Origin of the sequence: Sphingomonas colocasiae (assembly GCF_019880585.1) — a bacterium.
Classification (GTDB): domain Bacteria; phylum Pseudomonadota; class Alphaproteobacteria; order Sphingomonadales; family Sphingomonadaceae; genus Sphingobium_A; species Sphingobium_A colocasiae.
This window is the reverse complement of record NZ_JAINVV010000007.1, coordinates 121,714-143,239: the sequence shown is the minus strand read 5'-3', so window position 1 is coordinate 143,239 and position 21,526 is coordinate 121,714. Positions and strand designations below refer to the sequence as shown.

Genomic DNA, 21,526 nt, shown 5'->3' with positions numbered 1-21,526 from the left:
ATGACGCTGACCACCGACCAGATCGCCGCGATCGCGGAGCGGCTCGACGCGGCCGAACGCGGCCGCACGCAGATTTCGCAGCTCTCGCTCGCCCATCCCGACATGACGATCGAGGATGCCTATGCCGTCCAGCGCGCCTGGACGAAGAAGAAGATCGCCGATGGCCGCAAGCCGATCGGCCACAAGATCGGGCTGACGAGCCGCGCGATGCAGCGCTCCTCCAATATCGACGAGCCCGATTACGGCCTGCTGCTCGACGATATGCTGTTTCCCGACGGGCGCGATATCCCGATCGAGCGCTTCATCGTGCCGCGCGTCGAGGTGGAACTCGCCTTCCGCCTGAAGCAGCGGCTGTCCGGCCCCGATTGCACGCTGTTCGATGTGCTCGACGCCACCGACTATATCGTGCCCGCGATCGAGATCATCGACGCGCGCATCGAACAGGTGGACAAGGCCACGGGCACGACGCGCAAGGTGTTCGATACGATTTCGGACAATGCCGCCAATGCCGGGCTGGTGCTGGGCGGCCGCCCGGTGCGGCCGATGGACGTGGACCTGCGCTGGGTTTCCGCGCTGATCTTCAGGAACGGCGTGATCGAGGATTCGGGCGTCGCCGCGGCGGTGCTCGGCCATCCCGCGCACGGCCCCGCCTGGCTCGCCAACAAGCTGCACCCCTATGGCGAGGTGCTGGAAGCCGGCGAGATCATCCTGGGCGGCAGCTTCACCGCGCCCGTCCCGGCGCGCGCGGGCGACAGCTTCCATGTCGATTTCGGCCCGCTGGGCACCATTTCGGTGCGCTTCGCATGAGCGCGTTCGGAGACTGGATCCACGCCGCCGGCACCGCGCGCCTCGGGCTCTGGCAGGCGCTGGCCACCCCCTATACCGCCGAGATCTGCGCGCAGGCGGGCTATGACTGGCTGTTGTTCGACGGCGAGCATGCGCCCAACACGCTGCAGACCCTGCTCGCGCAATTGCAGGCGGCAGCACCCTATCCGGTCCATCCGATCGCGCGCGTGCCGGTGGGCGACCCCGTCCATATCAAGCAATATCTCGATATCGGTTTCCAGACGCTGCTGCTGCCGATGGTCGACAGCGCCGCGCAGGCGGCCGCGCTGGTTTCCGCGTCGCGCTTTCCGCCGCGCGGCACGCGCGGGGTGGCGAGCGCCACCAGCCGCGTCTCGCGCTTCGGCGCCGACACCAGCTACCTCAGGCAAGCGCATGAACGCGTCGCGCTGATCGCGCAGATCGAAAGCCGCGCCGCGCTCGACGCGGTCGATGCGATCGCCGCGGTCGAGGGGATCGACGCGCTGTTCATCGGCCCCGCCGATCTCGCCGCCTCGCTCGGCCATCTCGGCGATCCGCGCCATGCCGATGTGCAGGCGGCGATCGAGACGGCGCGCGCCGCGATCGCGGCGGCGGGCAAGCCGGCCGGCATCTTCGCGCTCGACCTTGCCGATGCGCGCGCCAAGATCGCGCAGGGCTTCGCCTTCGTCTCGATCGGCACCGATGTCGGGCTGCTCGCCAATGGCGCCCGCGCGCTGCTGCGGAGCGCGACCGAAACCGCCTGAACATAATCGGGGTGAGGCCATCGCCCCGCATCACCAGAGGATCAGCAATGCTCGATACGCCCTTCAATCTCGTCATCAACGGCCAGCCGGTGGGAAGCGCCGGGCGGATCGACGTGATCGATCCGGCGACCGGGCGGCCCTTCGCGCATTGCCCGCTCGCCACGATCGAACAGCTCGACGACGCGGTCGCCGCCGCGCGCGCCGCCTTTCCGGGCTGGGCGGCGACGCCGATCGACGCGCGCGCCGATGCGCTGCTGCGGCTGGGCGCGCTGATCGAGGAGAACCAGGCCGATCTGGCGGCGCTGCTGTCGCGCGAGCAGGGCAAGCCCGTCAAATCGGCGCAGGGCGAGATCGGCGGCGCGGTCTACTGGATCCGCGCGACGGCGGGGCTGCGCCCCAAGGTGGAGCGCATCGAGAATCCCGAAGGCCCGGTGATCGAGATCCACCGCAAGCCGCTGGGCGTGGTCGGTTCGATCACGCCGTGGAACTTCCCGGTGATGATCGCGATCTGGCACGTCATTCCCGCGCTGCTGGCGGGCAACAGCGTGGTGCTGAAGCCGTCGCCCAACACGCCGCTGACGACGCTGCGCATCGGCGAGCTGGCGAGCGCCGTGTTGCCCGCCGGCGTGTTCAACGTGGTGACCGGCGATGTCGAGATCGGATCGGGCATCGCCCGCCATCCGGGCATCGACAAGATCGTCTTCACCGGATCGACGGGCACGGGCCGCGCGATCATGCGCGACGGCGCTGCGAACCTGAAACGCCTCACGCTCGAACTGGGCGGCAACGACGCCGCGATCGTGCTTTCCGACGCCGATGTCGACGCGATCGTGCCGCGCCTCTTCTCCGCCTCGTTCGGCAATAGCGGGCAGATCTGCGCGGCGATCAAACGGCTCTATGTCCATGAGTCGCTCTACGACACGGTCGCGGCGCGGCTGGCGGAACTGGCGGCGGCGGCGGTCGTCGGCCCGGGCGACGGGGCGGACAGCCAGTTCGGCCCGCTCCAGAACCGCAGGCAATACGACTATGTCCGCGCGCTCGCCGAGGATGCGAAGGCCAATGGCGGCCGGTTCCTGAGCGGCGGCGAGGCGCCGGATGGCGACGGCTATTTCTTCCCGCTCTCCGTGCTCGTCGATGTGAGTGATGGCATGCGCATCGTCGACGAGGAGCAGTTCGGCCCGATCCTGCCGGTCATCCGCTTCAGCGATCCGGAGGATGCGCTGGCGCGCGCCAATCGCGGCGAGAACGGGCTTGGCGGATCGGTCTGGTCGTCGGATCCCGGCGCGGCGGCGGCGCTCGCCATGCGGCTCGAATCGGGCAGCGCCTGGGTCAACGACCATTCGACCATCTCGCCCCTGGTGCCGTTCGGCGGCGCCAAGCAGTCGGGCATCGGCGTCGAGTTCGGCCAGCATGGGCTCGACGAATATACCCAGATCCAGACGCTGCGCCTGCCGCGTGGCTGAACGTCATTCCGGATAATGCGCCAGCACCCATGCCGTTCGGGCTGAGCTTGTCGAAGCCCTGTTCTTCCTTGGAATTGAAGCAGAAGGACAGGGCTTCGACAGGCTCAGCCCGAACGGGGGAATTGGCGATGGCGATATCCGCCCGGCATCTCAAGGCATGTGCGTCTGTTTGCCTGATCCCAGCCGGCGCGCTTTCGACGGGATGACGAACAAAGGCCCGACTGCCTCGCAATGTGTGACGAATTGTGAGATTGCGTCACGTATAGCGAGACGCTAAGGAAGAGCAGTCCGATGGAATCGGACAGCCGCGCCGGCTGTTTGTCCGTCATGAAATTTCGAGCGGTTCGACTGGAACCGCGCAGCGCTCTCAGGGAGTCACCATGTTTGCCGATCTCAGCGATGCCCCTCTCGATCCCATTCTCGGCATGGCGCAGGTCTTCGCCGGCGATCCCAGCCCGCAGAAGATCGATCTGGGCATCGGCGTCTACAAGGACGAGAATGGCAACGTCATCGTCCTCGATACGGTGAAGCAGGCCGAGGAATATCTGCGCAACACGCAGACGACCAAGAGCTACCTCTCCTCGGCGGGCAATCCGCAATATAACGATGCGGTGCGCGGCCTGATCTTCGCGCCCGGATCGGACGCGCATGGCCGCGCGCGGACGATCCAGACGCCGGGCGGAACGGGCGCGCTGCGCGTCGGCGCCGATTTCATCGCCAAGCTTCGCCCCGGCGCGCGCGTGTTCATGCCCGATCCCACCTGGCCCAACCACCCGGCGCTGTTCCGCGCGGCGGGCGTCGAGACCGTGGTTTATCCCTATTATGACGTCGCCGCCGGTCGGATCCGTTTCGATGCGATGATGGACGCGCTGGGCGAACAGCTCACCGCCAACGACGTGCTGCTGCTGCACGGCTGCTGCCACAATCCCTCGGGCGCGGATCCCGATCAGGCGCAATGGGCCGCGATCGCCGAACTGCTGGAGCGCACGGGCGCGATGCCCTTTGTCGATCTCGCCTATCTCGGCTTCGGCCATGGGCTGGAGCCTGATCGCGCGGGCATCAACATCCTGGCGGCGCGGGTGCCGGAGATGATCGTCGCCAGCTCCTGCTCCAAGAATTTCGCGCTGTATCGCGAACGCACCGGCGCGCTGACCCTGGTCGCGGGCGGGGAGCGGCAGGTGGAGGCCGCGAAGGGCCATTTGCTGCCGGTGGTGCGCGCCAATTACTCGATGCCGCCCGATCACGGCGCCGCCGTCGTCGCGCACATCCTGGGCACCCCCGCGCTGCGCGCCGAATGGGAAGTGGAGCTGAACGGCATGCGCGAGCGCATCCGCCGGGTGCGGCTGGAACTGGTGAACCAGCTTGCCGGCAAGGGCGGTCGCGACTTTTCCTATCTTGCCGATCAGACCGGCATGTTCGCGCTGCTCGGCATTTCGCCCGCGCAGGTCCAGTCTCTGCGCAGCGACTGGCATATCTACGCGACGGACAGCGGGCGCGCCAATCTGGCGGGCCTGACCATGGCCAATGTGGCGCATGCGGCGGAGGCGTTCGCAAGCGTCACCCGATAGGGAGAAGCGCATGGGCGGGTGCCCGATCGGGCACTTGACCCCATGCGCCCACTCCATATAGATAACGTGTTAAGTTTATGGCGGATCCGGATTGGCCCATCGGCCCCTTGGCGGTCGCCGCTCAACCAGATGACGGAGAAATATCTGTGACCCAGTATGAACCGCAGGAACGCACCGGGGGCGAGGCGCTGGTCGAACAGCTCATCGTGGAGGGCGTGACCGACATTTTCGGCATTCCCGGCGTTCAGCTCGACTGGGCGGTCGAGGCCATTCGCGAGCGTGGCGACCGGCTGCGCTTCGTCGTGCCCCGGCACGAACAGGCGACCTCCTACATGGCGGACGGCTATGCGCGCACGACGGGCAAGGAAGCCGTCTGCATGGTCGTGCCCGGCCCCGGCATGCTCAACGCGCTGTCCGGCATCTCCACCGCCTATGCCTGCAACGCGCGGGTGTTGTTCCTGGTCGGCCAGATCCCGTCGGACACGATCGGCAAGGGCTATGGCATGCTGCACGAACTGCCCGACCAGTCGGGCATGCTCAAGAAGCTCGTCAAATGGCATGCGATCGCGGAGAAGGCGGAGGATTTCCCCGCGCTGGTGAACGAGGCTTTCGCCCAGCTCCGCTCCGGCCGCCCCCGGCCGGTCGCGATCGAACTGCCGACCGATCTGCTCCAGGCGCGCGCGGTGAGCGCGCTGCTGCCGCCGGCGCCCTATGCGCCGACCAAACCCGATACCGGCCTGATTGGCGAGGCGGCGGCGCTGCTCGCCAATGCGCGGTTCCCCGTGATCCAGTCGGGCGGCGGCGTGCTCGCGTCGGACGGCGGCGAAGCGCTGCGCGCGCTCGCGGAGCGGCTTCAGGCGCCTGTCGTGATGAGCGAGAATGGCCGCGGCACGCTCGACGATCGCCATCCGCTGGCGCTGACCGCGCTGGGCGGCCGATCGGTCCTGCCGCATGCCGATGTCGTGCTGGTCGCGGGCAGCCGCTTCCTCGACGGCCACGCGCATCCGATCAATGCCTCGGCGGGCACGAAGTACATCTATCTGAACGTCGAGCCCAATGACTGGGAAGCGCCGCGCCTGCCGGGCCTGTCGATCCTGGGCGACGCGCGGCTGGGGCTGGAGGCGCTGCTGGCGGCGCTGCCCGCCGATCTCGATCGCGCGGACGTTTCGGAGAAGGTCGCGCTCGTCAAGGACTGGATCAAGCTCCAGACCGGCGCGATCCAGCCGCAGACCGATTTCGTCGCCGCGCTGCGCGGCACCATGGCCGATGACGACATCCTGGTCAGCGAGCTGACCCAGGTCGGCTATTTCTCCAATATCGGCTATCCCGTGCACAGCGCGCGCGCCTTCATCACGCCGGGCTATCAGGGCACGCTGGGCTATGGCTTCAACACCGCGCTGGGCGCCGCGCACGGCAATCCCGGCAAGCGCGTCGTCTCGCTGAACGGCGATGGCGGCTTCAGCTGGGGCCTGCAGGAACTGGCGACCGCCGCGCGCGAGAATTACGACCTCTCGGTCGTCGTCTTCGTCGACGGCTATTACGGCAATGTCCGCCGCATCCAGAACCGCGTGTTCGGCAAGGAGATCGGCGTCAAGCTGACCAATCCCGATTTCGAGCTGCTCGCGAAAGCCTATGGCCTGCACACCCAGGCGGTGGACTCGCCCGAGGGACTGCGCGACGCGCTCCAGGCCGCGAAGGACCGCGGCGGCCCCGCGCTGATCCAGGTGGCGGTGGGCGTGATGCCCAGCCCCTGGGCGCTGATCCACCCCTTCGTCCCCTCGATGGTGCCGGTGCCGCCCAATCCGCTGGGCGAGCCTGAAGCGGCCTGAGGCCGGTTTCGAAACGATATGCCGGGGTTCGGCGGGCAAGGCTCGCCGGACCCCGTTTGCGTTGCGGCGGTGCTGTGATTGTCCCACCCGTCATGCCAGCCCTTCGACTGCCTGCAAGCAGGCGCTCAGGACAGGCGCTGGCATCCGCCACAGGATGAAGCTCGATTACCGTGCCCTCCCGATGTCATTCCTGCGCACGCGGGAGACGTAGTCGACCGCAGGTCAATCCAGCTTCTTCTTCTTCTTCTTCTTTATGCTTCACGGAAAAGCTGGATCCCCGCATTCGCGGGGATGACAAGTGAGGGATCGGGAACCAGGCGCCCGCGCTACTCGCCCTTGCTCTCGCTCGGCGCGAATTCGGCGAGGACCTCGCTGAACGCCGCCAGTTCCGACAGCAGCGTCTGCAGGCGCTCCTGCCCGAACGCCGCGACATAATTGTTGATCAGCACCAGGGTGAAGGCGGCGGTGTGATCGATCACGTCCTGCCCCTCCGCCGTGATCGCGACGATCGAGCGGCGGCGGTCGGTCTTGTCGAGCTTGCGCGCGACCAGCTTGCGATCGACCAGTTCCTTCAGGATGCGCGTCACGCTGGGGCCGTGCAGCATTGCTTCCTCGGCCAGTTCGGCGATGCCGAGCGGGCCTTCGTCCGAAAGCACGCGCAGCACGCGCCATTGCTGCTCGGTCACATTGGCCTCGCGCAGCAGCGGGCGGATGGGCGCCATGATCGCTTCCCGCGCGGCGAGCAGCGATCCCGCGACCGATTTCTTGTAGGGGGCGAGCTTGTTGGGAGGAGCCATGTCGTTCCTATAGAGAAAAAGGGAACGGACGGGCAACAATGTCGATGGCGATTTTATCGCCCAACTCCTTGAAAATCGGTGGTACGGCACGCTTTTCCGGGAAAGATTCCGCGCGTTCGCCGATCGCCGCCGCGCGTCCCTGGCCGTCAGACGTTGAGATTGACCGAAACGATCCAGGCTTCCCCGTCGCCGGCATTGAGATAGGCATGGCCAATGCGGCTGTCGATATAGACGCCTTCGCCCACGTCGAGCACGCGGGGTTCGTAGAATTCGGTGTGGATCTCCACGCGGCCCTCCACGACCAGGATGAACTCCTCGGCGTCGTGGCGCAGCAGCTCGCCGAACTCCTCCAATGTGCGCGTCTTGCACTGGCAGCGGATGGGAATCATCGCCTTCACGCGCAGGTCGCTGCACAGATAGTGATAATTATATTTGGGCGTTTCAACCGGCAGGCCCGATCCCCTGGGCGCCCAGCTTATTCGCCCGGTCGGCGCGCCGCGCACGCTTTCCTGCGGCGTTTCCGGCGACAGGAATTCGGAGAAACTGACATCGAACGCTTCCGAGATCTGCTGGATCCGGTCGTAGTTCAGGGTCAGCGCGCCGTGCTCCACCTTGGAGAGGGTGGACAGCGGGATGCCCGATTTCGCGCTCAGCGTCGCCAGGCTCCATTGGCGCGACTTGCGCAGCGCCTTGATCCGCTGCCCCATCGGCCCGGCATGTTTGCGTGAAACTCCCATCGATGTCCCCTGCGCCTCCAGGGGATCGGAAGCGTGTGATGGCATGCGGGATAGCCATCGCCACCGCCGGGGTCAAAAGGGTTGGCGCGGCAGCCGCGATCGCCATCCGGCGCATCGCCGCGCGGAGGTTTCAGGGCCGCCGCACGCCATCGATCCGGCGGGTGATCTCCGCCTGCTCGGCCGGCGATTTCGTCCGCCACCAGCGCGCGACATAGGCGCTGCTCATCGGCACCAGCCGTCCGCGCCAGCGCGCGATCTGCGCCTTGGGGAAATGATTGTCCGCGCCCAGCAGATAATGGTCGAAAAAGGCGAGCACCATGTCGTTCTGGGTGCCGATCAGGTCGCCCGCCGGCGCGGTGCCCAGCATCATCCCCTTCAGCGGCCAGCGGATGAACAGCGGGAAATCGGTGATGCCGACATGTTTGGAATCGGCCAGCATCACACGGTGCATATCGGGCAGGCTTCCGGCATTGGCGAAGCGTTCATAGGAGAATTCGTTGCTGCCGCGCGGTTCCGCCGGCGCGGGCGCGCCGAGCAGCTTGAAGATGTGTGACGGATCTGAATGGAACATCAGGAACGGCACCGGCATGTCGCGGTCGAACGCGTCATAGCCCAGATCGGTGCCGTCCAGATTGATGCCGGCCGCGCAGCGCCGATCGATCATGCAGACCGCGCCGCTGGTGGCGCCGCCGAACGACATGCCCAGTTCGCCCACCCGATCGTAACGACCGGCGGCGACCAGCGGGGCGACGGCGGCGGGCACCGCGCCCTTTTGCAGCCGGTCGTGCACGAACAGCCGGTCGGCCAGCCATGTCGCCGCGCTGCGCATGCCGATCCGGTCGTTCGATTTCACCGCGTCCGCGCGCAGCTTCAGCATCGCGTCCAGCCGTGCGCCCGGATCGGCTGCGGCCACCGCCTTCACCAGCACGGGATCGGGCTTGCCGTCCGACGGCTTTTGCGGGGGCAGCGGTTCGAACGGGACGACGTCGCCATTGGGGAACAGCGTGGCGCCCGCGTCGCCGCTATGCTGGATCGAGACGACCATATAGCCGTGGCTGGCGAGCTGTTCGAGCAGCACGCTGTTCTGCGCCAGGAACGAGGTATAGCCGTGGCTGTAGAACAGCACCGGCAGCGCGCGGGCGCCGGGCGCCAGCGGCGCATCCTCATAGGCGTTGGTGGGCACATGCCAGAGATGGCTGAACAGCGGCGGAAAGCCGATGGAGTCGCCGATCGCGCGGCCGGACATGCCGGCCTCCGCGCGCGTCATATAGGGGCGCGGGCGCATGCCGGAGACGTCGCCCGCCGGATACCAGATGCGGACGAGCAGGCGGCGCGGCTGATCGGCCGGAACGCCCGAGACGCCCTTGCGGGACGGATCGTCGAGCTCGAAGGTCCGCACCCCCACCGCATGGTCGCCATCGGGCCTGGGCAGCGCCCGCACCGGGAATATCCAGACCGGGAAGAGCAGCGCCAGCGCGAGGCACAGCCACAGCAGCCCGGTGATCCAGGGCAGGCGCCAGGGCCTGGCTGCGCGCCCCGCCTTCGTGGCGCGATCGGCCCGCCAGCGCGACGCGGCGATCGCGACCAGCGCGAGCACGCCGAACAGGGCGCCGCCGCCCACCTGCCAGCGATCGATCATGATGCCCCAGAGCGCCACGCCGATGATCGCGACGGCCAGCCCCGCCAGCACCGCGCGCCGCCGCGTGTCACGCCAGCCGAGCCAGCAGGCGACGAATCCGGCCACCAGCAGCGCCTGCACCCAATCGACACCCATCATCAGACGCACCCTCCCGTCGCGACACTCGCGTATCTCTATTCGGGATGGCTCCGATTGTCTCCAAATTTTCTTATCAGAGAAATTTTCTATTCAGGATGATCTGATGATGGCGCGCGTTGTCGCCGCTATCTTCGATGCGACTGCGGAGGGTGGTGCGGCAACGCGCCGCAGGTGAATTTCCTGAAAGATTCTGACGCTTGAGGATTTCGCGAAATGGCGCGGCCGGAGGGGGCGTGTCCGATAGCCGAACGCAGCGCACGTCTAGGCGCGGCCCCCCGAAAAGGGGTCTATTTCGTGATCTGCGGGAAAATGGTGCTGCCGGTGAGGATTGAACTCACGACCTCAGCCTTACCAAGGATGCGCTCTACCACTGAGCTACGGCAGCACGGCCCGACGGGCGGTTGCGGGCCTATGGCGGAGGGGCGGGCGTTCGTCAAGGCGGGCTTGCCCTGTTCTCGCCAATCTGTTTGGAATTGTCGCGATGGGCAAGCAACAGGATGAGCGCGCGGCGCGTCTGGCGGAGGCGTTGCGCGAGAATCTGCGCCGGAGAAAGGCGCAGGCACGCGAAGGGCAGGGGGATGGCGCGCCCGTGGACGCGCGCGAATCGGCTTCGACCGATGCCGGTGATTCGTCCGAATCATGACGATCGCCACCGCGCCCACCATCCTGACCGAGCGCACGATATTGCGCGCGCACCGGCATGGGGATTTCGAACGCTTCGCGCAGATCTGGGGCGATGCGGAGGTGACCCGATTCGTCGGCGGCGTGCCGTTGCCGCGCGGCGACGCATGGACGCGTTTCCTGCGCGCGGTCGGGCTATGGCCGATCATGGGCTATGGCTATTGGGCGGTCGAGGATCGCGGCGATGGCCGCTATCTGGGGCTTGTCGGACTGGCCGAACTCGAACGCGGCATTCCCGCGATCGCCGGCGTGCCCGAAGCGGGCTGGGTGTTCGGGCCGGATGCGCATGGCCGGGGCATCGCCAGCGAAACCGTCGGCGCGATCATCGGCTGGGCCGACGCCAATCTTCCGGATCCCGAAACCTGCTGCATCATCGACACCGAAAACGCGGCATCGATTCGCGTGGCGGAAAAGACGGGTTTCGTCCTTGCCGGGCCGGAGGATTACCGAGACGGGCGGATATTGGTGTTCAGGCGGCCGCGCGCGGGCTGATACGGGCGCCCGATGAGCGGAAACTCACCGGGCGCCGGCATCACGCCGCCATTCGGTAGCAATCGCTGCCGTCGGGAAGCGCATCGTCCTCCGCCAGCGCGTAGAGCGCGCACGGGGCCTCGCCGGCGCGCCCCGCGCTGGGGCGGTTGACGATGGATCCGGTGGGGCGGAAACCCAGCTTGCGCAGCACGTTGCCCGACGCGGGATTGTCGAGGAAATGCGACGCGACGACGCGGCCGAGCTTCAGCGTGCGCGCGATGCCGATCAGCGCCTGGCCGGCCTCCGTGGCATAGCCCAGGCCCCAATGGGGGCGGGCGATCCAATAGCCCATCTCGATATCGCCGCCCGGCGCGCGGCCGAGCCCGCAGCCGCCCACCAGCCGTGGCGCGCCATGGGTGCGCGCGGTGATCAGGAACTGGGGCAGCGCCGGATGGCGCTCCGCCGCCAGGAAATCCCGGGCATGATCGATATCATAGGGCCAGGGAGCGGTGGCGAGGTTGCGGACGACCATTTCATCGCCGATCGCGGCGGCCAGCGCGGCCGCATCCTCCGGCCAGCCGGGCCGGAGCAGCAATCTGGGGGTACGCGCGAACATGTCTCTCTCCTCTATGTCGCGCCCCATGCCGCAATCAGATTACGCCATGGAGACAATGGGATGAGGGAGACAAAGAAAAAGGGAGCGGGGGCGACCCCTCTCCCTCTTCACCTGCCGCAGCAGGTTTTCGGGCCGCCCCAGGGGCGACCCGTCATGCGGTTCGCCCGATTTTACTCGGCTGCTTGCGCCATAATATCGACCGAGCAGAATTTGCGGCCAAGCTTGCCGTCGTGGAAGGTCACGCGGCCTTCGACGAGCGCGAACAGCGTGTGATCCTTGCCCATGCCGACATTGCGGCCCGGATAGACCTTGGTGCCGCGCTGGCGCACGATGATGTTGCCCGCGACGACGTCCTGGCCGCCGAACTTCTTCACGCCAAGGCGTCGGCCGGCTGAGTCGCGGCCGTTGCGGGAAGAACCGCCTGCTTTCTTATGTGCCATCTCTCAAAACTCCTGTCGGCGCGCTTACGCGTCGGTCTTCTTCGCGGCCGGCTTCTTGGCGGCTGCGGGCTTCTTCTCGGCGGCGGGCTTGGCGGCCTCAACCTTGGGCTCCTCGGCCTTCTTGGCCGCGGCCTTCGGCTTCTCGTTGCCGATCGCGGTGATCTTCAGGATCGTCATCTGCTGACGATGGCCGTTGCGGCGGCGATAATTGTGCCGGCGGCGCTTCTTGAAGACGATGACCTTCTCGCTCTTCGCCTGCGCGATGATCTCGGCCGAAACCGTCAGATCCTTGGCGGCCTTGAGCTCGCTGCCTTCGCCGGCGAGCAGGACGTCGCCCAGCGAGATCGAATCACCGGCATTGCCAGCGATCTTCTCGACGGCGATCTTGTCTCCTGCGGCAACGCGATACTGCTTGCCGCCCGTGCGCACGATAGCGAACATGGCTTGTCTCTTCATCTTCAAAGCTATCCACACAGGCGAACGGCCACGGCCGGACCCCCGCGCGGGAAAGTGGGGCTGTTAGCTTCGCTTTCCCGCGCTGTCAACGAGGAAAGGGCGCTCAAACCCGCCATTTCCGCGCTCGCGATGTGCGATCACGGTCCCCGGCGGTTCATCGCGCTGAAAGCACGATTCGCCTAGCAGACATGGCATGGGACGTCGATAGGGCGGCCCGAGGAAAGGGTTTTCGATGGCGCTCGCTCGCTTGCTGCTTGGTTCCGCGGTCTCCGCCGCGCTTCTCGCCACCTCGGTCGCGCCGGCGGCGGCGCGGCCGTATCGCGGCCATCATGGCGGCTGGAACGGCGGCTGGCATCATCGCGATCGCGGCGTGCGTGGCGGCGGTCTGCTGGCGGGCGTGGTGATCCTGGGCGGCATCGCGGCGATCGCCGGCATGTCGGCGAAGAAGGATCGCCAGGTCGATGACGAGATCGCCTACCGGAATCGTGCCTACCAGAATCGTGATCGTACAGCCGACGCCTACGCCGATCGGTCCGACGACGGCGAATGGCGTGGCGACGATGCGGGCGGCCGGATCGATTCGCCCGCCATCGACGACGCCCATGCCGGCAACGACGCACAGGTGATTCGCGACGAGGACGCGGCGGTCGACGCCTGCGCCGGCGCCGCCGAGGACGAGGCGCATGCCTATGGCAGCAACGCCAGCGTCCGCGACATCGCGGACGTTCAGGGCGAGGGCACCGAATGGCGCGTGAGCGGCACGGTGGAAACGCGCAATGGCTATCGCGATCGCGCCAGCGCGCGCGGCTTCACCTGCACCGTCCGCTATGGCCAGATCGACGGCGTGCGCCTGGACGGCGAAAGCGTGGCGCTGCGCTGATAAACGTGCGTTGATAAATGAATGTCATTCCCGCGAATGCGGGAATCCAGCGGCACCGTTCTATCCGGAAAGGGCGGTGCAACTGGATTCCCGCGTTCGCGGGAATGACAATTGGAACTGGGGGGCTTAGCTAATCCCGGTGCCACGCCATCGCCGCGCCACGGCGGCGGGTGATCCGCTCCTCCTGCGCGATCAGGGCCAGCGCGATCCGCACCTCCGCGAAATCGTCGCCTTCGCCCGATGCGGCGCGGCGGGCCTCGTCGTCATAGCCGCGCGACGCCAGATAGGTGGCCGCCGCGTCCCGGGCGCGCTCGATCGGGGTCATCTTTCAGAACACCATCTTTCAGGCCATCATCTCTCAGGGACATGCCAGCCGATCTGTCGGGCCTCACGCGCCTTGTAGAAGAACTGGCTGCACACCAGCCAGCCTTTGAGCGGCCGCAGCGGCAGCGTGCAGGTGAGCAGCAGGAAGGGAAGCGAGGTGACGAGGTGCACCCAGAATGGGGGCGTGAACAGGATCTCGATCATCAGCGCCACCACCACGGCGGGCACGCAGCCGAAGCAGATCACGAAGAATGCGGGGCCGTCCGCCGGATCGGCGAAGCCATAATCCAGCCCGCAATGATCGCAGCTTTCGCGCAGCGACAGCAGCCCCTTGAACAGGGCGCCCTGGCCGCAGCGCGGGCATTTGCCGCGAATGCCGGTCTCGACGGGCTTCAGCGCCGGCCAATGGGGCGCTTGCGTGTTGCTGTCTGTCATGCTCGATCGTCCCGATTCTTTCGGACGGGCAGGTTTGCCGCGCGATACGTAATTATGTATGGCTATCATGCCATGCAAAGTCAAGGTTAGAGACATGCAAAGCTGGGTGCCCGATCTGGCGGCGGAAGCCGCGCCCATTTATCTGGCGATCGCCAGCGCGCTCGCGCGCGATATCGAGGCTGGCGTGCTCAGGCCCGGAGACCGACTGCCGCCGCAGCGCGCGCTGGCCGAGCGGCTGGCGGTGGACCTGACCACGGTGACCAAGGCCTATAATGAAGTGCGCCGGCTGGGCCTGATCGAGGGCGGCGGGCGGCGGGGCAGCTTCGTGCGCGCCGATGTGGGCGGGCAGGCGGAAGCGACCGGCGCGGTGCTGACCGATACCGGCATGAACCTGCCGCCCGAGCCGCTGGGCGGGCGCTTCGCCGCCTGTTTCCGCGAAGGGGTGGCTGAACTGCTCGCGGGGCCGGGGGCGGCCGGGCGCTTCCAGTATCAGCCGAGCGGCGGCGCCCAGCCCGATCGCGCCGCCGGCGCCGCGCTGCTCGCGGCGCGGGGCATCGCGGCGACGGAAGATGACGTTTTGGTCGCCAGCGGCGGCCAGAACGCGCTCCACGCGATCCTCGGCACGCTGTTGTCGGCGGGCGATACGATCTGCATCGGCCGTTTCGCCTATCCCGGCCTGCTGGCGCTGGCGCGGCGGTTCGGACTGGTCGTGCGCGCGATCGACGGCGATGGCGAGGGGATCGATCCGCGCGCGCTCGATCTCGCCGCGCGCGCGGGCGGCGTGCGCGCGGTCTATATGGTGCCGACCAACGACAATCCGACGGCCGCGACGATGGGGGAGGAACGCCGCCGCGCCATCGCTGATGTCGCGCGCCGGCACGATCTGATCGTGATCGAGGATGATGCCTATGGCCTGTTGCCGGCGGCGCCGCTGCCGCCGATCGCGGCCTTCGCGCCCGAACGCACCTGGCATGTGACGAGCCTGTCCAAGATCATCTCGCCCGCGCTGCGCATCGCTTATCTGCGCGCGCCTTCCGCGCGGGACGCGTGGCGGCTGGCGGGCGAGCTGCATGAAACCGCGATCATGCCGCCGCCGGTCAGCGCGGCGCTCGCAACCCTGTGGTTGCGCAACGGCAGCTTCGCCGCGCTGGTGGCGGAGGTGCGCGCGGAGGCGGTGGCGCGTCAGGCGATCGCCGCCGATATCCTGCGCGACCTGGACTATGCGACGCATCCGCAAGGCTATCATCTCTGGCTGGCGCTGCCCGCCGGCATCGCCGCCGCCGATCTGGTGGGGACGCTGCGGCCCGCCGGCCTGTCGGTGGTGACGTCGGACGCCTTCGCCGTCGATCCGGGCGGGGCGGGGCAGGCGCTGCGCATCTCCATCGGCGGCGGCCTTTCGCGCGAGCGGCTGGCGCGCACGCTGACGATGCTCGACGCGATGATGCAGGGCGCACGGGGCGCGCACCTTATCTAGGGTCCGGCCCCATGACTGATGAGGCCGTGACGAGGGCGAATTGGGTTCATGGCCAGGCGCGAGTGCGCCGGATAGCATCGCTATCCGGCAATCGAGCAACGACGCCAGGGATCCAATTCCTCCTCGCCTGAAGGGTGGCATCATATCGGGCGATCCGCGGCGTCGGAACGCTTGCACGTGGCGATGCCACGCGCCGCACCTTCCTCCCGGCGGCTCATCCCGATCTGATACCATCTCGACCTCAGCAGTCATGGCGCCGGACCCTAGTATTGCGCGGGAACTGGGCGCCCTAAAACCGGGCGCCCGAAACTGGACGCCCAAAACTGGACAGGGCGGCTCCGGCAACCTAGTGCCGCGCGCATCCCCCTCTCGCACAGGAGCCGCCGACTCGATGTCCGCAGATCATCAGGATTCCATCCTCATCGTCGATTTCGGAAGCCAGGTGACCCAGCTCATCGCCCGGCGGGTGCGCGAAGCCGGCGTCTATAGCGAGATCGCGCCCTTCAATTCGGCGGGGGAGGCCTTTGAACGGCTGAAGCCCAAGGGCATCATCCTGTCCGGCGGGCCGGCGAGCGTGACCGAGGCGGAAAGCCCGCGCGCGCCGCAGCATTTCTTCGATGCGGGCATCCCCATTCTCGGCATCTGCTATGGTCAGCAGACAATGACGCAGCAGCTCGGTGGTGAGGTCGAGGGCGGCGAGAGCGGGGAGTTCGGCCGCGCCTTCATCCAGGTTTCCGGTCAGTGCGCGCTCTTCGACGGACTGTGGACGGAGGGTGAGACGCATCAGGTGTGGATGAGCCATGGCGACAAGGTGACTTCGCTCGCGCCCGGCTTCCGCATCGTCGCGACCACCGACGGCGCGCCCTTTGCGGTAATCGCGAATGACGAGAAGCGCTTCTATGCGATGCAGTTCCATCCGGAGGTGGTTCACACCCCCGATGGCGGCAAGCTGCTCGCGAATTTCGTTCGCCATGTCTGCGGTCTGGCGGGCGACTGGACGATGGCCGAGTTCCGAGAGACCAAGATCCGCCAGATCCGCGAACAGGTGGGCAAGGGCAAGGTGATCTGCGGGCTCTCCGGCGGCGTCGACAGCGCGGTGGCAGCAGTGCTGATCCATGAGGCGATCGGCGAGCAGCTCACCTGCGTCTTCGTCGATCACGGCCTGATGCGCAGTGGGGAGGCCGATCAGGTCGTCAGCCTGTTCCGCAACCACTATAATATCCCGCTGGTCCATGTGAGCTGCGAGACGCTGTTCCTGAACGGCCTCGCGGGCGAGACCGATCCCGAGAAGAAGCGCAAGTTCATCGGCAAGACCTTCATCGACGTGTTCGAGGCCGAGGCGCGCAAGATCGGCGGCGCCGAATTCCTGGCGCAGGGCACGCTTTATCCCGATGTGATCGAAAGCGTCAGCTTCACCGGCGGGCCGAGCGTGACGATCAAGAGCCACCACAATGTCGGCGGCCTGCCCGAACGCATGAACATGAAGCTGGTCGAGCCGCTGCGCGAGCTGTTCAAGGACGAGGTCCGCGCGCTCGGCCGCGAGCTGGGCCTGCCCGACATCTTCGTCGGCCGCCATCCTTTCCCCGGGCCGGGCCTGGCGATCCGCATTCCGGGCGAAGTCACCAAGGAACGCTGCGACATATTGCGCAAGGCCGACGCCATCTATCTGGAGGAGATCCGCAACGCCGGGCTCTACGACGCGATCTGGCAGGCCTTCGCGGTGCTGCTGCCGGTCCGCACCGTCGGCGTGATGGGCGATCATCGCACCTATGATTCGGTCTGCGCGCTGCGCGCCGTCACCTCGACGGACGGCATGACCGCCGACGTCTTCCCCTTCGACGCCAGCTTCCTGACCCGCGTGGCGACGCGGATCGTGAACGAGGTGAAGGGGATCAATCGCGTGGTTTACGATTACACGTCGAAGCCCCCGGGCACGATCGAATGGGAGTAAACCGGAAGTAATGATCGTCCGGGGGACGATCATCCGGTTTACTCGGCTCCGCAAGGAGCCGCAGGGCCGGAAGTAATGATCGTCCGGGGGACGATCACCCCGGTTTACCCGGCTCCGCAAGGAGCCGCAGGGCCGGAAGTAATGATCGTCCGGGGGACGATCACCCCGGTTTACCCGGCTCCACAAGGAGCCGCAGGGCCGGAAGTAATGATCGTCCGGGGGACGATCACCCCGGTTTACCCGGCTCCACAAGGAGCCGCAGGGCCGGAAGTAATGATCGTCCGGGGGACGATCATCCGGTTTACTCGGCTCCGCAAGGAGCCGCAGAACGCGAAATAGACAAGGTCCGGGGGAGGTTCTCCGCGTTCACTCGCGTGGCGGTGCGGCAAAGCGATATGTAGCTGGGGCCGGCTAATAGAAACTCATGTCAGCTATGCGCCCTGATATCGACCATTCGCCGTTTGATGGTGGATGCCCGAAAGCCGCCATCTGGTCAGAACGGGAGCGTCGGACTTTTGCGACGAGTTGATAGCATGGCAACTAAGGCGCCCCGGCTTCCGCGCCGATGCTAATGCAGGAAAGAGGACGGCTCGGCCGCCCTCTTTCCTGCATATCAGCGTGCCCGCCGTGCCTTTCTGGCTGCGTAGCGGGCGTCGCGTGCAGCCTTTCGATCCTCCTCGGTCCAGAGCAACCGTTCTTCCCGCTTCTTCGCTTTGGCGTCCGCCCGTGCCTGGACCTCCGCATCGCGCTCCGCCTTCACAACGGCTTCCGCCGCGACGGCAGCCTGCCGGACCTGTTCACGCTTCGCTTCGACGGCCTCTTCCTTCGCGCGAGCGGCGGCCTCCCTGGCGCGCCGGGCCGCGGCTTTTTTCTCAGCCTCCGCCTTCTCGCGGGCGACGCGGCGGGCGGTCCGTTCGGCTAACACTGATTCGTCGACGGGAAGCCGGGCCTTGTATTTTGCCAGCGCGGCGCTCCGGGCGCGGGCTGCCGCCTGCTGTCGCTCCTGAAATCCTGGAATTTGGAATGCTGACATGCTTCGTTGCTTCTCCTTGTATCAAGCGTGCCGCGAATGACGGCATGAGCCCCCTATGATGAGTGAAAGTGCCGAAGTCGATCCGCCACGCGGCAGTTCGGTAACCCCACGCCAACGCGATGATCATCGCCTGGCGCCTTTGGCGAGAGAGATCGCTCGATCATGCTCAGATTGAAAATATCCCGGGGGCGAGCATCCGGTTTGCTCGGCTCCGCAAGGAGCCGCAGAACCCGAAATAGCCAAGGCCCCAACCATGCTGACACACGCTGTCAGCCATGGCTCTCTACAAGCCCGTCCATCGACAACAGCCGGATGGACCATGGCATGACCGATACGGATCGGGTGACCCTCTATTATGCGCCGCGAAGCCGGGCGAGCGGCGCGCGCCCGCCTATCTCGCCGTCAATCCGCTCGGCAAGGTGCCGGCGATCCGCTATCGCGGCGCGATCATGACGGAGCAGGTCGCGATCACCATCCATCTCGCCGATCTCTTTCCGCGGACCGGCCTCGCGCCGGCGCTGAACGATCCGCTGCGCGGTCCCTATCTGCGCTGGATCGCCTATTATGGATCGTCGTTCGAACCGGCGTTGATCGACAGGTTCATGCGGCGCGATCCGGCTCCGATCGGCCAATCGCCCTATGCCGATTACGAAACCATGCTTGGCGCGGTCGAGGCGCAACTGGCGGGCGGGCCGTACCTGTTCGGCGACCGCCTGACGGCCGCCGATATCCTGTGGGGCGCAGCGCTGAGCTGGACCATGACGTTCGGCCTTGTACCCAGGAGCGAGGTCTTCGAGCGCTTTGCCGAGCGGATCACCAGCCGGCCCGCTTTCCGGCTCGTCGATGCCGCCGATGCCGAGATGGCGGCCGTGCATGCCGCGGCGGTGGGTGAACCGGTGGGCGCATGACGTCGCTTATCGTCGGGCGGTGCGATAAAAATTTGCCCAACGCCGTCGATTTCCGACACACTCGTTCGTCGTCCCGATGTCAGGCCATGCGGCCGGCTTCAACAAGGAGACAGGCGATGCGGGTGATGGTGTTCGTAAAAGCCAGTGAGGACAGCGAAAAGGGCGCGCCGCCGACGATGGAGGCGTTCGAGGCGATGGAGCGGTTCAACGAGGAACTGGCCAGTGCCGGCGTCCTGCTGGCCGGCGCGGGCCTCAAGTCCAGCGCCTCGGCGAAGCGCATCATCTATGACGGGCCCGCCCGCACCGTCACCGACGGGCCGTTCGCCGAGACGCGCGAGCTGGTCGCGGGCTTCTCGATCTGGGAGGTCAAGGACATGGACGAGGCGGTCGCCTGGGCGAAGCGCTGCCCCAATCTGATGCCGGGCCGCAGCGAGGTGGAAATCCGGCCCTTCCTGGAAGAGACGGACATGGCCGATCTCCTCTCCGCCCTGGGCGACGACGCGCGCGACACGCTCGGCGTCGCCTGATGGCGCCTCGCTAGACAAACGTTAACCGTGCCCCCGGTACCTTGTCGTTCATGGGTGCGGATATGCCAGGCAAGGCGAGGCCCGATCATCCGGGGCTTTCGGCCGATCCGGCCGCGCGGCGGCTGGTCTGGCTGCTGCCCCTGATCTTCGTTCCGGCGCATGGCATCGCGGCGCTCCTGAGCGGCGATACGAATGCGCCGGTCACGCTGATGTTCGAAACTCTGGCGCCGCTGATCGCCGCGATCGCCTGTATCTGGCGGGCCTTGCGCAGCCGTGGGCGTGCCCGGCAGGGATGGATGGCGCTGGGCGCGGCGATGCTGTGCTGGACAGCGGGCATCGGATCGCAACTCGTGGAGGTGCTGCTCACGCCGGCCGCGACGGGCAATGGCGCGGTCTCGATGCTGCTGTTCGTGCTGTACGGCGTGCCGCTCATCTTCATGCTCGCCAGCCCCGGCGGCGATCCCTGGCGGGTGCGCGTGGTCGATGGCGTGCTGGCGCTGCTCCTGGGGGCGCTGTTCGCCGTCTATATCTTCAGCTTCGTGCCGCTTGCCGGAACGCAGGAGGATGCCGGGCTGCTGACGCTTTCGGCGATGTTCGACATCCAGAACATCTTCATAGCAGTGCTGGCGCTCGTCCGCTTCCGCGCCAGCGCGATCGATCGCGAGCGCCAGCTGTTCGGCACGCTGGCGGCCTTTGCCGGCGTCTATATGCTCGCCGCCGGCTATTATAATCATTTCGTCGACGAAGGGCCGGGCGTCGCACCGGTCAGCCTGATCGTCGGCCTGCCGTTCATCCTGCTCGCCGTGCTTGCCCTGCGCGCGGGCGATCCGCCGCCGGCCCCGTCGGCAGGAAGGATCTTCGAACGGGTTGTGACTGCGGGCAGCCCGCTGATCCTGCCCGTCGGCCTGCTGATCATTTCCGCCGCGCTGGTGCCGCACATGCCCGTGCTGGCGATCGCCGGCTGCGTCGCCGCCACGCTTGGCCATGGCCTGCGCGCCGTGCTCAGCCAGCTTCACGCGCTGGGCGAGCGCGACCGGCTGGCGCGGATGTCGCATATCGACGCGCTGACCGGCCTGCCCAATCGCCGCCAGTTCGACGAGGCGCTGCGCCGCGAACTCACCCGCGCGGCGCGCGCGGGCGATGGCCTTGCGCTGTTGATGATCGATATCGATCATTTCAAGCTGCTCAACGATACGCTTGGCCACGGCACCGGCGATGCGCGGCTGTGCGAGGTGGCGGGCGCACTGCGCGGTTGCGCCGGCCGCGCCACCGATATCGTCGCCCGCTATGGCGGCGAGGAATTCGCGGCGATCCTGCCCGGCGCGAGCCCGGCCGAAGCGCTCGCCCGCGCGGAAGCGATGCGCGCGGCGGTTGAGGCGCTGGCACTGTCGTCTCCCGCGCCGGCAGGGCGGGTCACGGTGAGCATCGGCGCGGCGCGATTGTTGCAGATCGATGCCGAGGCAGGACCAAGATTGCTGGAGCGCGCGGACGGTGCGCTGTACGATTCCAAGCGCGCCGGTCGCAATCGTGTGACTGCCGCCTGGCCGGTCGACGAACCCACCCAGACAGCGCGCGCGGGATCCGGCTGAGG

The 21,526-nt window shown here is 67.1% G+C and carries 22 protein-coding genes and 1 tRNA gene; 13 read left to right on the top strand and 10 right to left on the bottom strand.

Annotated elements, in window-relative coordinates; translation table 11 throughout:
- The 5 genes from hpaH (at position 1) to K7G82_RS15610 (ending at position 6,428) form a co-directional block, all read left to right on the top strand.
- Positions 1–807, top strand: a complete 807-nt coding sequence (gene hpaH, locus K7G82_RS15630) for a 2-oxo-hept-4-ene-1,7-dioate hydratase (RefSeq protein WP_222990846.1) — start codon at positions 1–3, stop codon at positions 805–807.
- Complete coding sequence (locus K7G82_RS15625) at positions 804–1,568, top strand: aldolase/citrate lyase family protein (protein ID WP_222990845.1); 765 nt, start codon at positions 804–806, stop codon at positions 1,566–1,568. The genes hpaH and K7G82_RS15625 overlap by 4 nt, the downstream gene beginning before the upstream one ends.
- A 47-nt stretch (positions 1,569–1,615) precedes the next feature.
- Positions 1,616–3,031 carry an aldehyde dehydrogenase family protein gene (locus tag K7G82_RS15620; protein ID WP_222990844.1) on the top strand — a complete coding sequence of 472 codons (1,416 nt, stop codon included), beginning with the start codon at positions 1,616–1,618 and terminating at the stop codon, positions 3,029–3,031.
- Between the two features lie 380 nt (positions 3,032–3,411).
- Complete coding sequence (locus K7G82_RS15615; protein WP_222990843.1) at positions 3,412–4,599, top strand: amino acid aminotransferase; 1,188 nt, start codon at positions 3,412–3,414, stop codon at positions 4,597–4,599.
- 146 nt (positions 4,600–4,745) lie between these two features.
- On the top strand, positions 4,746–6,428 hold the full coding sequence (locus K7G82_RS15610; RefSeq protein WP_343228587.1) for a thiamine pyrophosphate-dependent enzyme: 1,683 nt from the start codon (positions 4,746–4,748) through the stop codon (positions 6,426–6,428).
- A 326-nt stretch (positions 6,429–6,754) separates the two neighbouring features.
- Here the strand turns inward: K7G82_RS15610 and K7G82_RS15605 are convergent, their stop codons facing one another.
- The 4 genes from K7G82_RS15605 to K7G82_RS15590 form a co-directional block, all read right to left on the bottom strand.
- Positions 6,755–7,225 (bottom strand): MarR family transcriptional regulator, encoded by a 471-nt coding sequence (locus K7G82_RS15605; RefSeq protein ID WP_222990841.1) that lies wholly within the window; start codon positions 7,223–7,225, stop codon positions 6,755–6,757.
- Positions 7,226–7,371: 146 nt separating this feature from the next.
- On the bottom strand, positions 7,372–7,962 hold the full coding sequence (locus K7G82_RS15600; RefSeq protein WP_222990840.1) for a helix-turn-helix domain-containing protein: 591 nt from the start codon (positions 7,960–7,962) through the stop codon (positions 7,372–7,374).
- Between the two features lie 130 nt (positions 7,963–8,092).
- Positions 8,093–9,739 (bottom strand): alpha/beta hydrolase, encoded by a 1,647-nt coding sequence (locus tag K7G82_RS15595; RefSeq protein WP_222990839.1) that lies wholly within the window; start codon positions 9,737–9,739, stop codon positions 8,093–8,095.
- Positions 9,740–10,049: 310 nt separating this feature from the next.
- Positions 10,050–10,124: transfer RNA gene (locus tag K7G82_RS15590), tRNA-Thr, on the bottom strand.
- A 96-nt stretch (positions 10,125–10,220) separates the two neighbouring features.
- Between K7G82_RS15590 and K7G82_RS15585 the strand changes: the two genes are divergently transcribed.
- Positions 10,221–10,382, top strand: a complete 162-nt coding sequence (locus K7G82_RS15585) for a hypothetical protein (protein ID WP_222990838.1) — start codon at positions 10,221–10,223, stop codon at positions 10,380–10,382.
- A complete protein-coding gene (locus K7G82_RS15580; RefSeq protein WP_222990837.1) occupies positions 10,379–10,912 on the top strand; it encodes a GNAT family N-acetyltransferase in 534 nt (177 codons plus the stop codon). The genes K7G82_RS15585 and K7G82_RS15580 overlap by 4 nt, the downstream gene beginning before the upstream one ends.
- Before the next feature lie 40 nt (positions 10,913–10,952).
- Here K7G82_RS15580 and K7G82_RS15575 read toward each other — a convergent pair whose 3' ends face one another.
- The 3 genes from K7G82_RS15575 to rplU form a co-directional block, all read right to left on the bottom strand.
- On the bottom strand, positions 10,953–11,507 hold the full coding sequence (locus tag K7G82_RS15575) for a GNAT family N-acetyltransferase (RefSeq protein ID WP_222990836.1): 555 nt from the start codon (positions 11,505–11,507) through the stop codon (positions 10,953–10,955).
- A 170-nt stretch (positions 11,508–11,677) separates the two neighbouring features.
- On the bottom strand, positions 11,678–11,947 hold the full coding sequence (rpmA, locus tag K7G82_RS15570; RefSeq protein WP_222990835.1) for a 50S ribosomal protein L27: 270 nt from the start codon (positions 11,945–11,947) through the stop codon (positions 11,678–11,680).
- Between the two features lie 24 nt (positions 11,948–11,971).
- A complete protein-coding gene (gene rplU, locus K7G82_RS15565) occupies positions 11,972–12,388 on the bottom strand; it encodes a 50S ribosomal protein L21 (RefSeq protein WP_222990834.1) in 417 nt (138 codons plus the stop codon).
- Between the two features lie 247 nt (positions 12,389–12,635).
- Between rplU and K7G82_RS15560 the strand changes: the two genes are divergently transcribed.
- Positions 12,636–13,283, top strand: coding sequence for a hypothetical protein (locus K7G82_RS15560; protein WP_222990833.1), 648 nt, complete (start codon positions 12,636–12,638; stop codon positions 13,281–13,283).
- 130 nt (positions 13,284–13,413) lie between these two features.
- On the opposite strand, the gene K7G82_RS15555 is transcribed toward K7G82_RS15560, so the two are convergent.
- Both K7G82_RS15555 and K7G82_RS15550 read right to left on the bottom strand, forming a co-directional pair.
- Positions 13,414–13,608 (bottom strand): hypothetical protein, encoded by a 195-nt coding sequence (locus K7G82_RS15555; protein WP_222990832.1) that lies wholly within the window; start codon positions 13,606–13,608, stop codon positions 13,414–13,416.
- Positions 13,609–13,634: 26 nt separating this feature from the next.
- Positions 13,635–14,042, bottom strand: a complete 408-nt coding sequence (locus tag K7G82_RS15550; protein WP_222990831.1) for a DUF983 domain-containing protein — start codon at positions 14,040–14,042, stop codon at positions 13,635–13,637.
- A 94-nt stretch (positions 14,043–14,136) separates the two neighbouring features.
- Between K7G82_RS15550 and K7G82_RS15545 the strand changes: the two genes are divergently transcribed.
- Both K7G82_RS15545 and guaA read left to right on the top strand, forming a co-directional pair.
- Positions 14,137–15,516: an aminotransferase-like domain-containing protein gene (locus K7G82_RS15545; RefSeq protein ID WP_222990830.1), complete on the top strand. Its 1,380-nt coding sequence runs from the start codon at positions 14,137–14,139 to the stop codon at positions 15,514–15,516.
- A 391-nt stretch (positions 15,517–15,907) separates the two neighbouring features.
- Entirely contained in the window at positions 15,908–17,467 is a 1,560-nt protein-coding gene (gene guaA, locus K7G82_RS15540) for a glutamine-hydrolyzing GMP synthase (RefSeq protein ID WP_222990829.1), read from the top strand.
- A 613-nt stretch (positions 17,468–18,080) separates the two neighbouring features.
- Here the strand turns inward: guaA and K7G82_RS15535 are convergent.
- The gene (locus K7G82_RS15535; RefSeq protein WP_222990828.1) at positions 18,081–18,500 is read right to left on the bottom strand and encodes a DUF6481 family protein; all 420 of its coding nucleotides are present in this window, start codon (positions 18,498–18,500) and stop codon (positions 18,081–18,083) included.
- 275 nt (positions 18,501–18,775) lie between these two features.
- Between K7G82_RS15535 and K7G82_RS15530 the strand changes: the two genes are divergently transcribed.
- From K7G82_RS15530 to K7G82_RS15520, 3 genes are all read left to right on the top strand, one after another.
- A complete protein-coding gene (locus K7G82_RS15530; protein WP_222990827.1) occupies positions 18,776–19,408 on the top strand; it encodes a glutathione S-transferase family protein in 633 nt (210 codons plus the stop codon).
- A 116-nt stretch (positions 19,409–19,524) separates the two neighbouring features.
- On the top strand, positions 19,525–19,935 hold the full coding sequence (locus K7G82_RS15525; RefSeq protein ID WP_222990826.1) for a YciI family protein: 411 nt from the start codon (positions 19,525–19,527) through the stop codon (positions 19,933–19,935).
- Positions 19,936–19,997: 62 nt separating this feature from the next.
- Positions 19,998–21,524, top strand: a complete 1,527-nt coding sequence (locus tag K7G82_RS15520) for a GGDEF domain-containing protein (protein WP_222990825.1) — start codon at positions 19,998–20,000, stop codon at positions 21,522–21,524.
- Positions 21,525–21,526 lie beyond the last annotated feature (2 nt).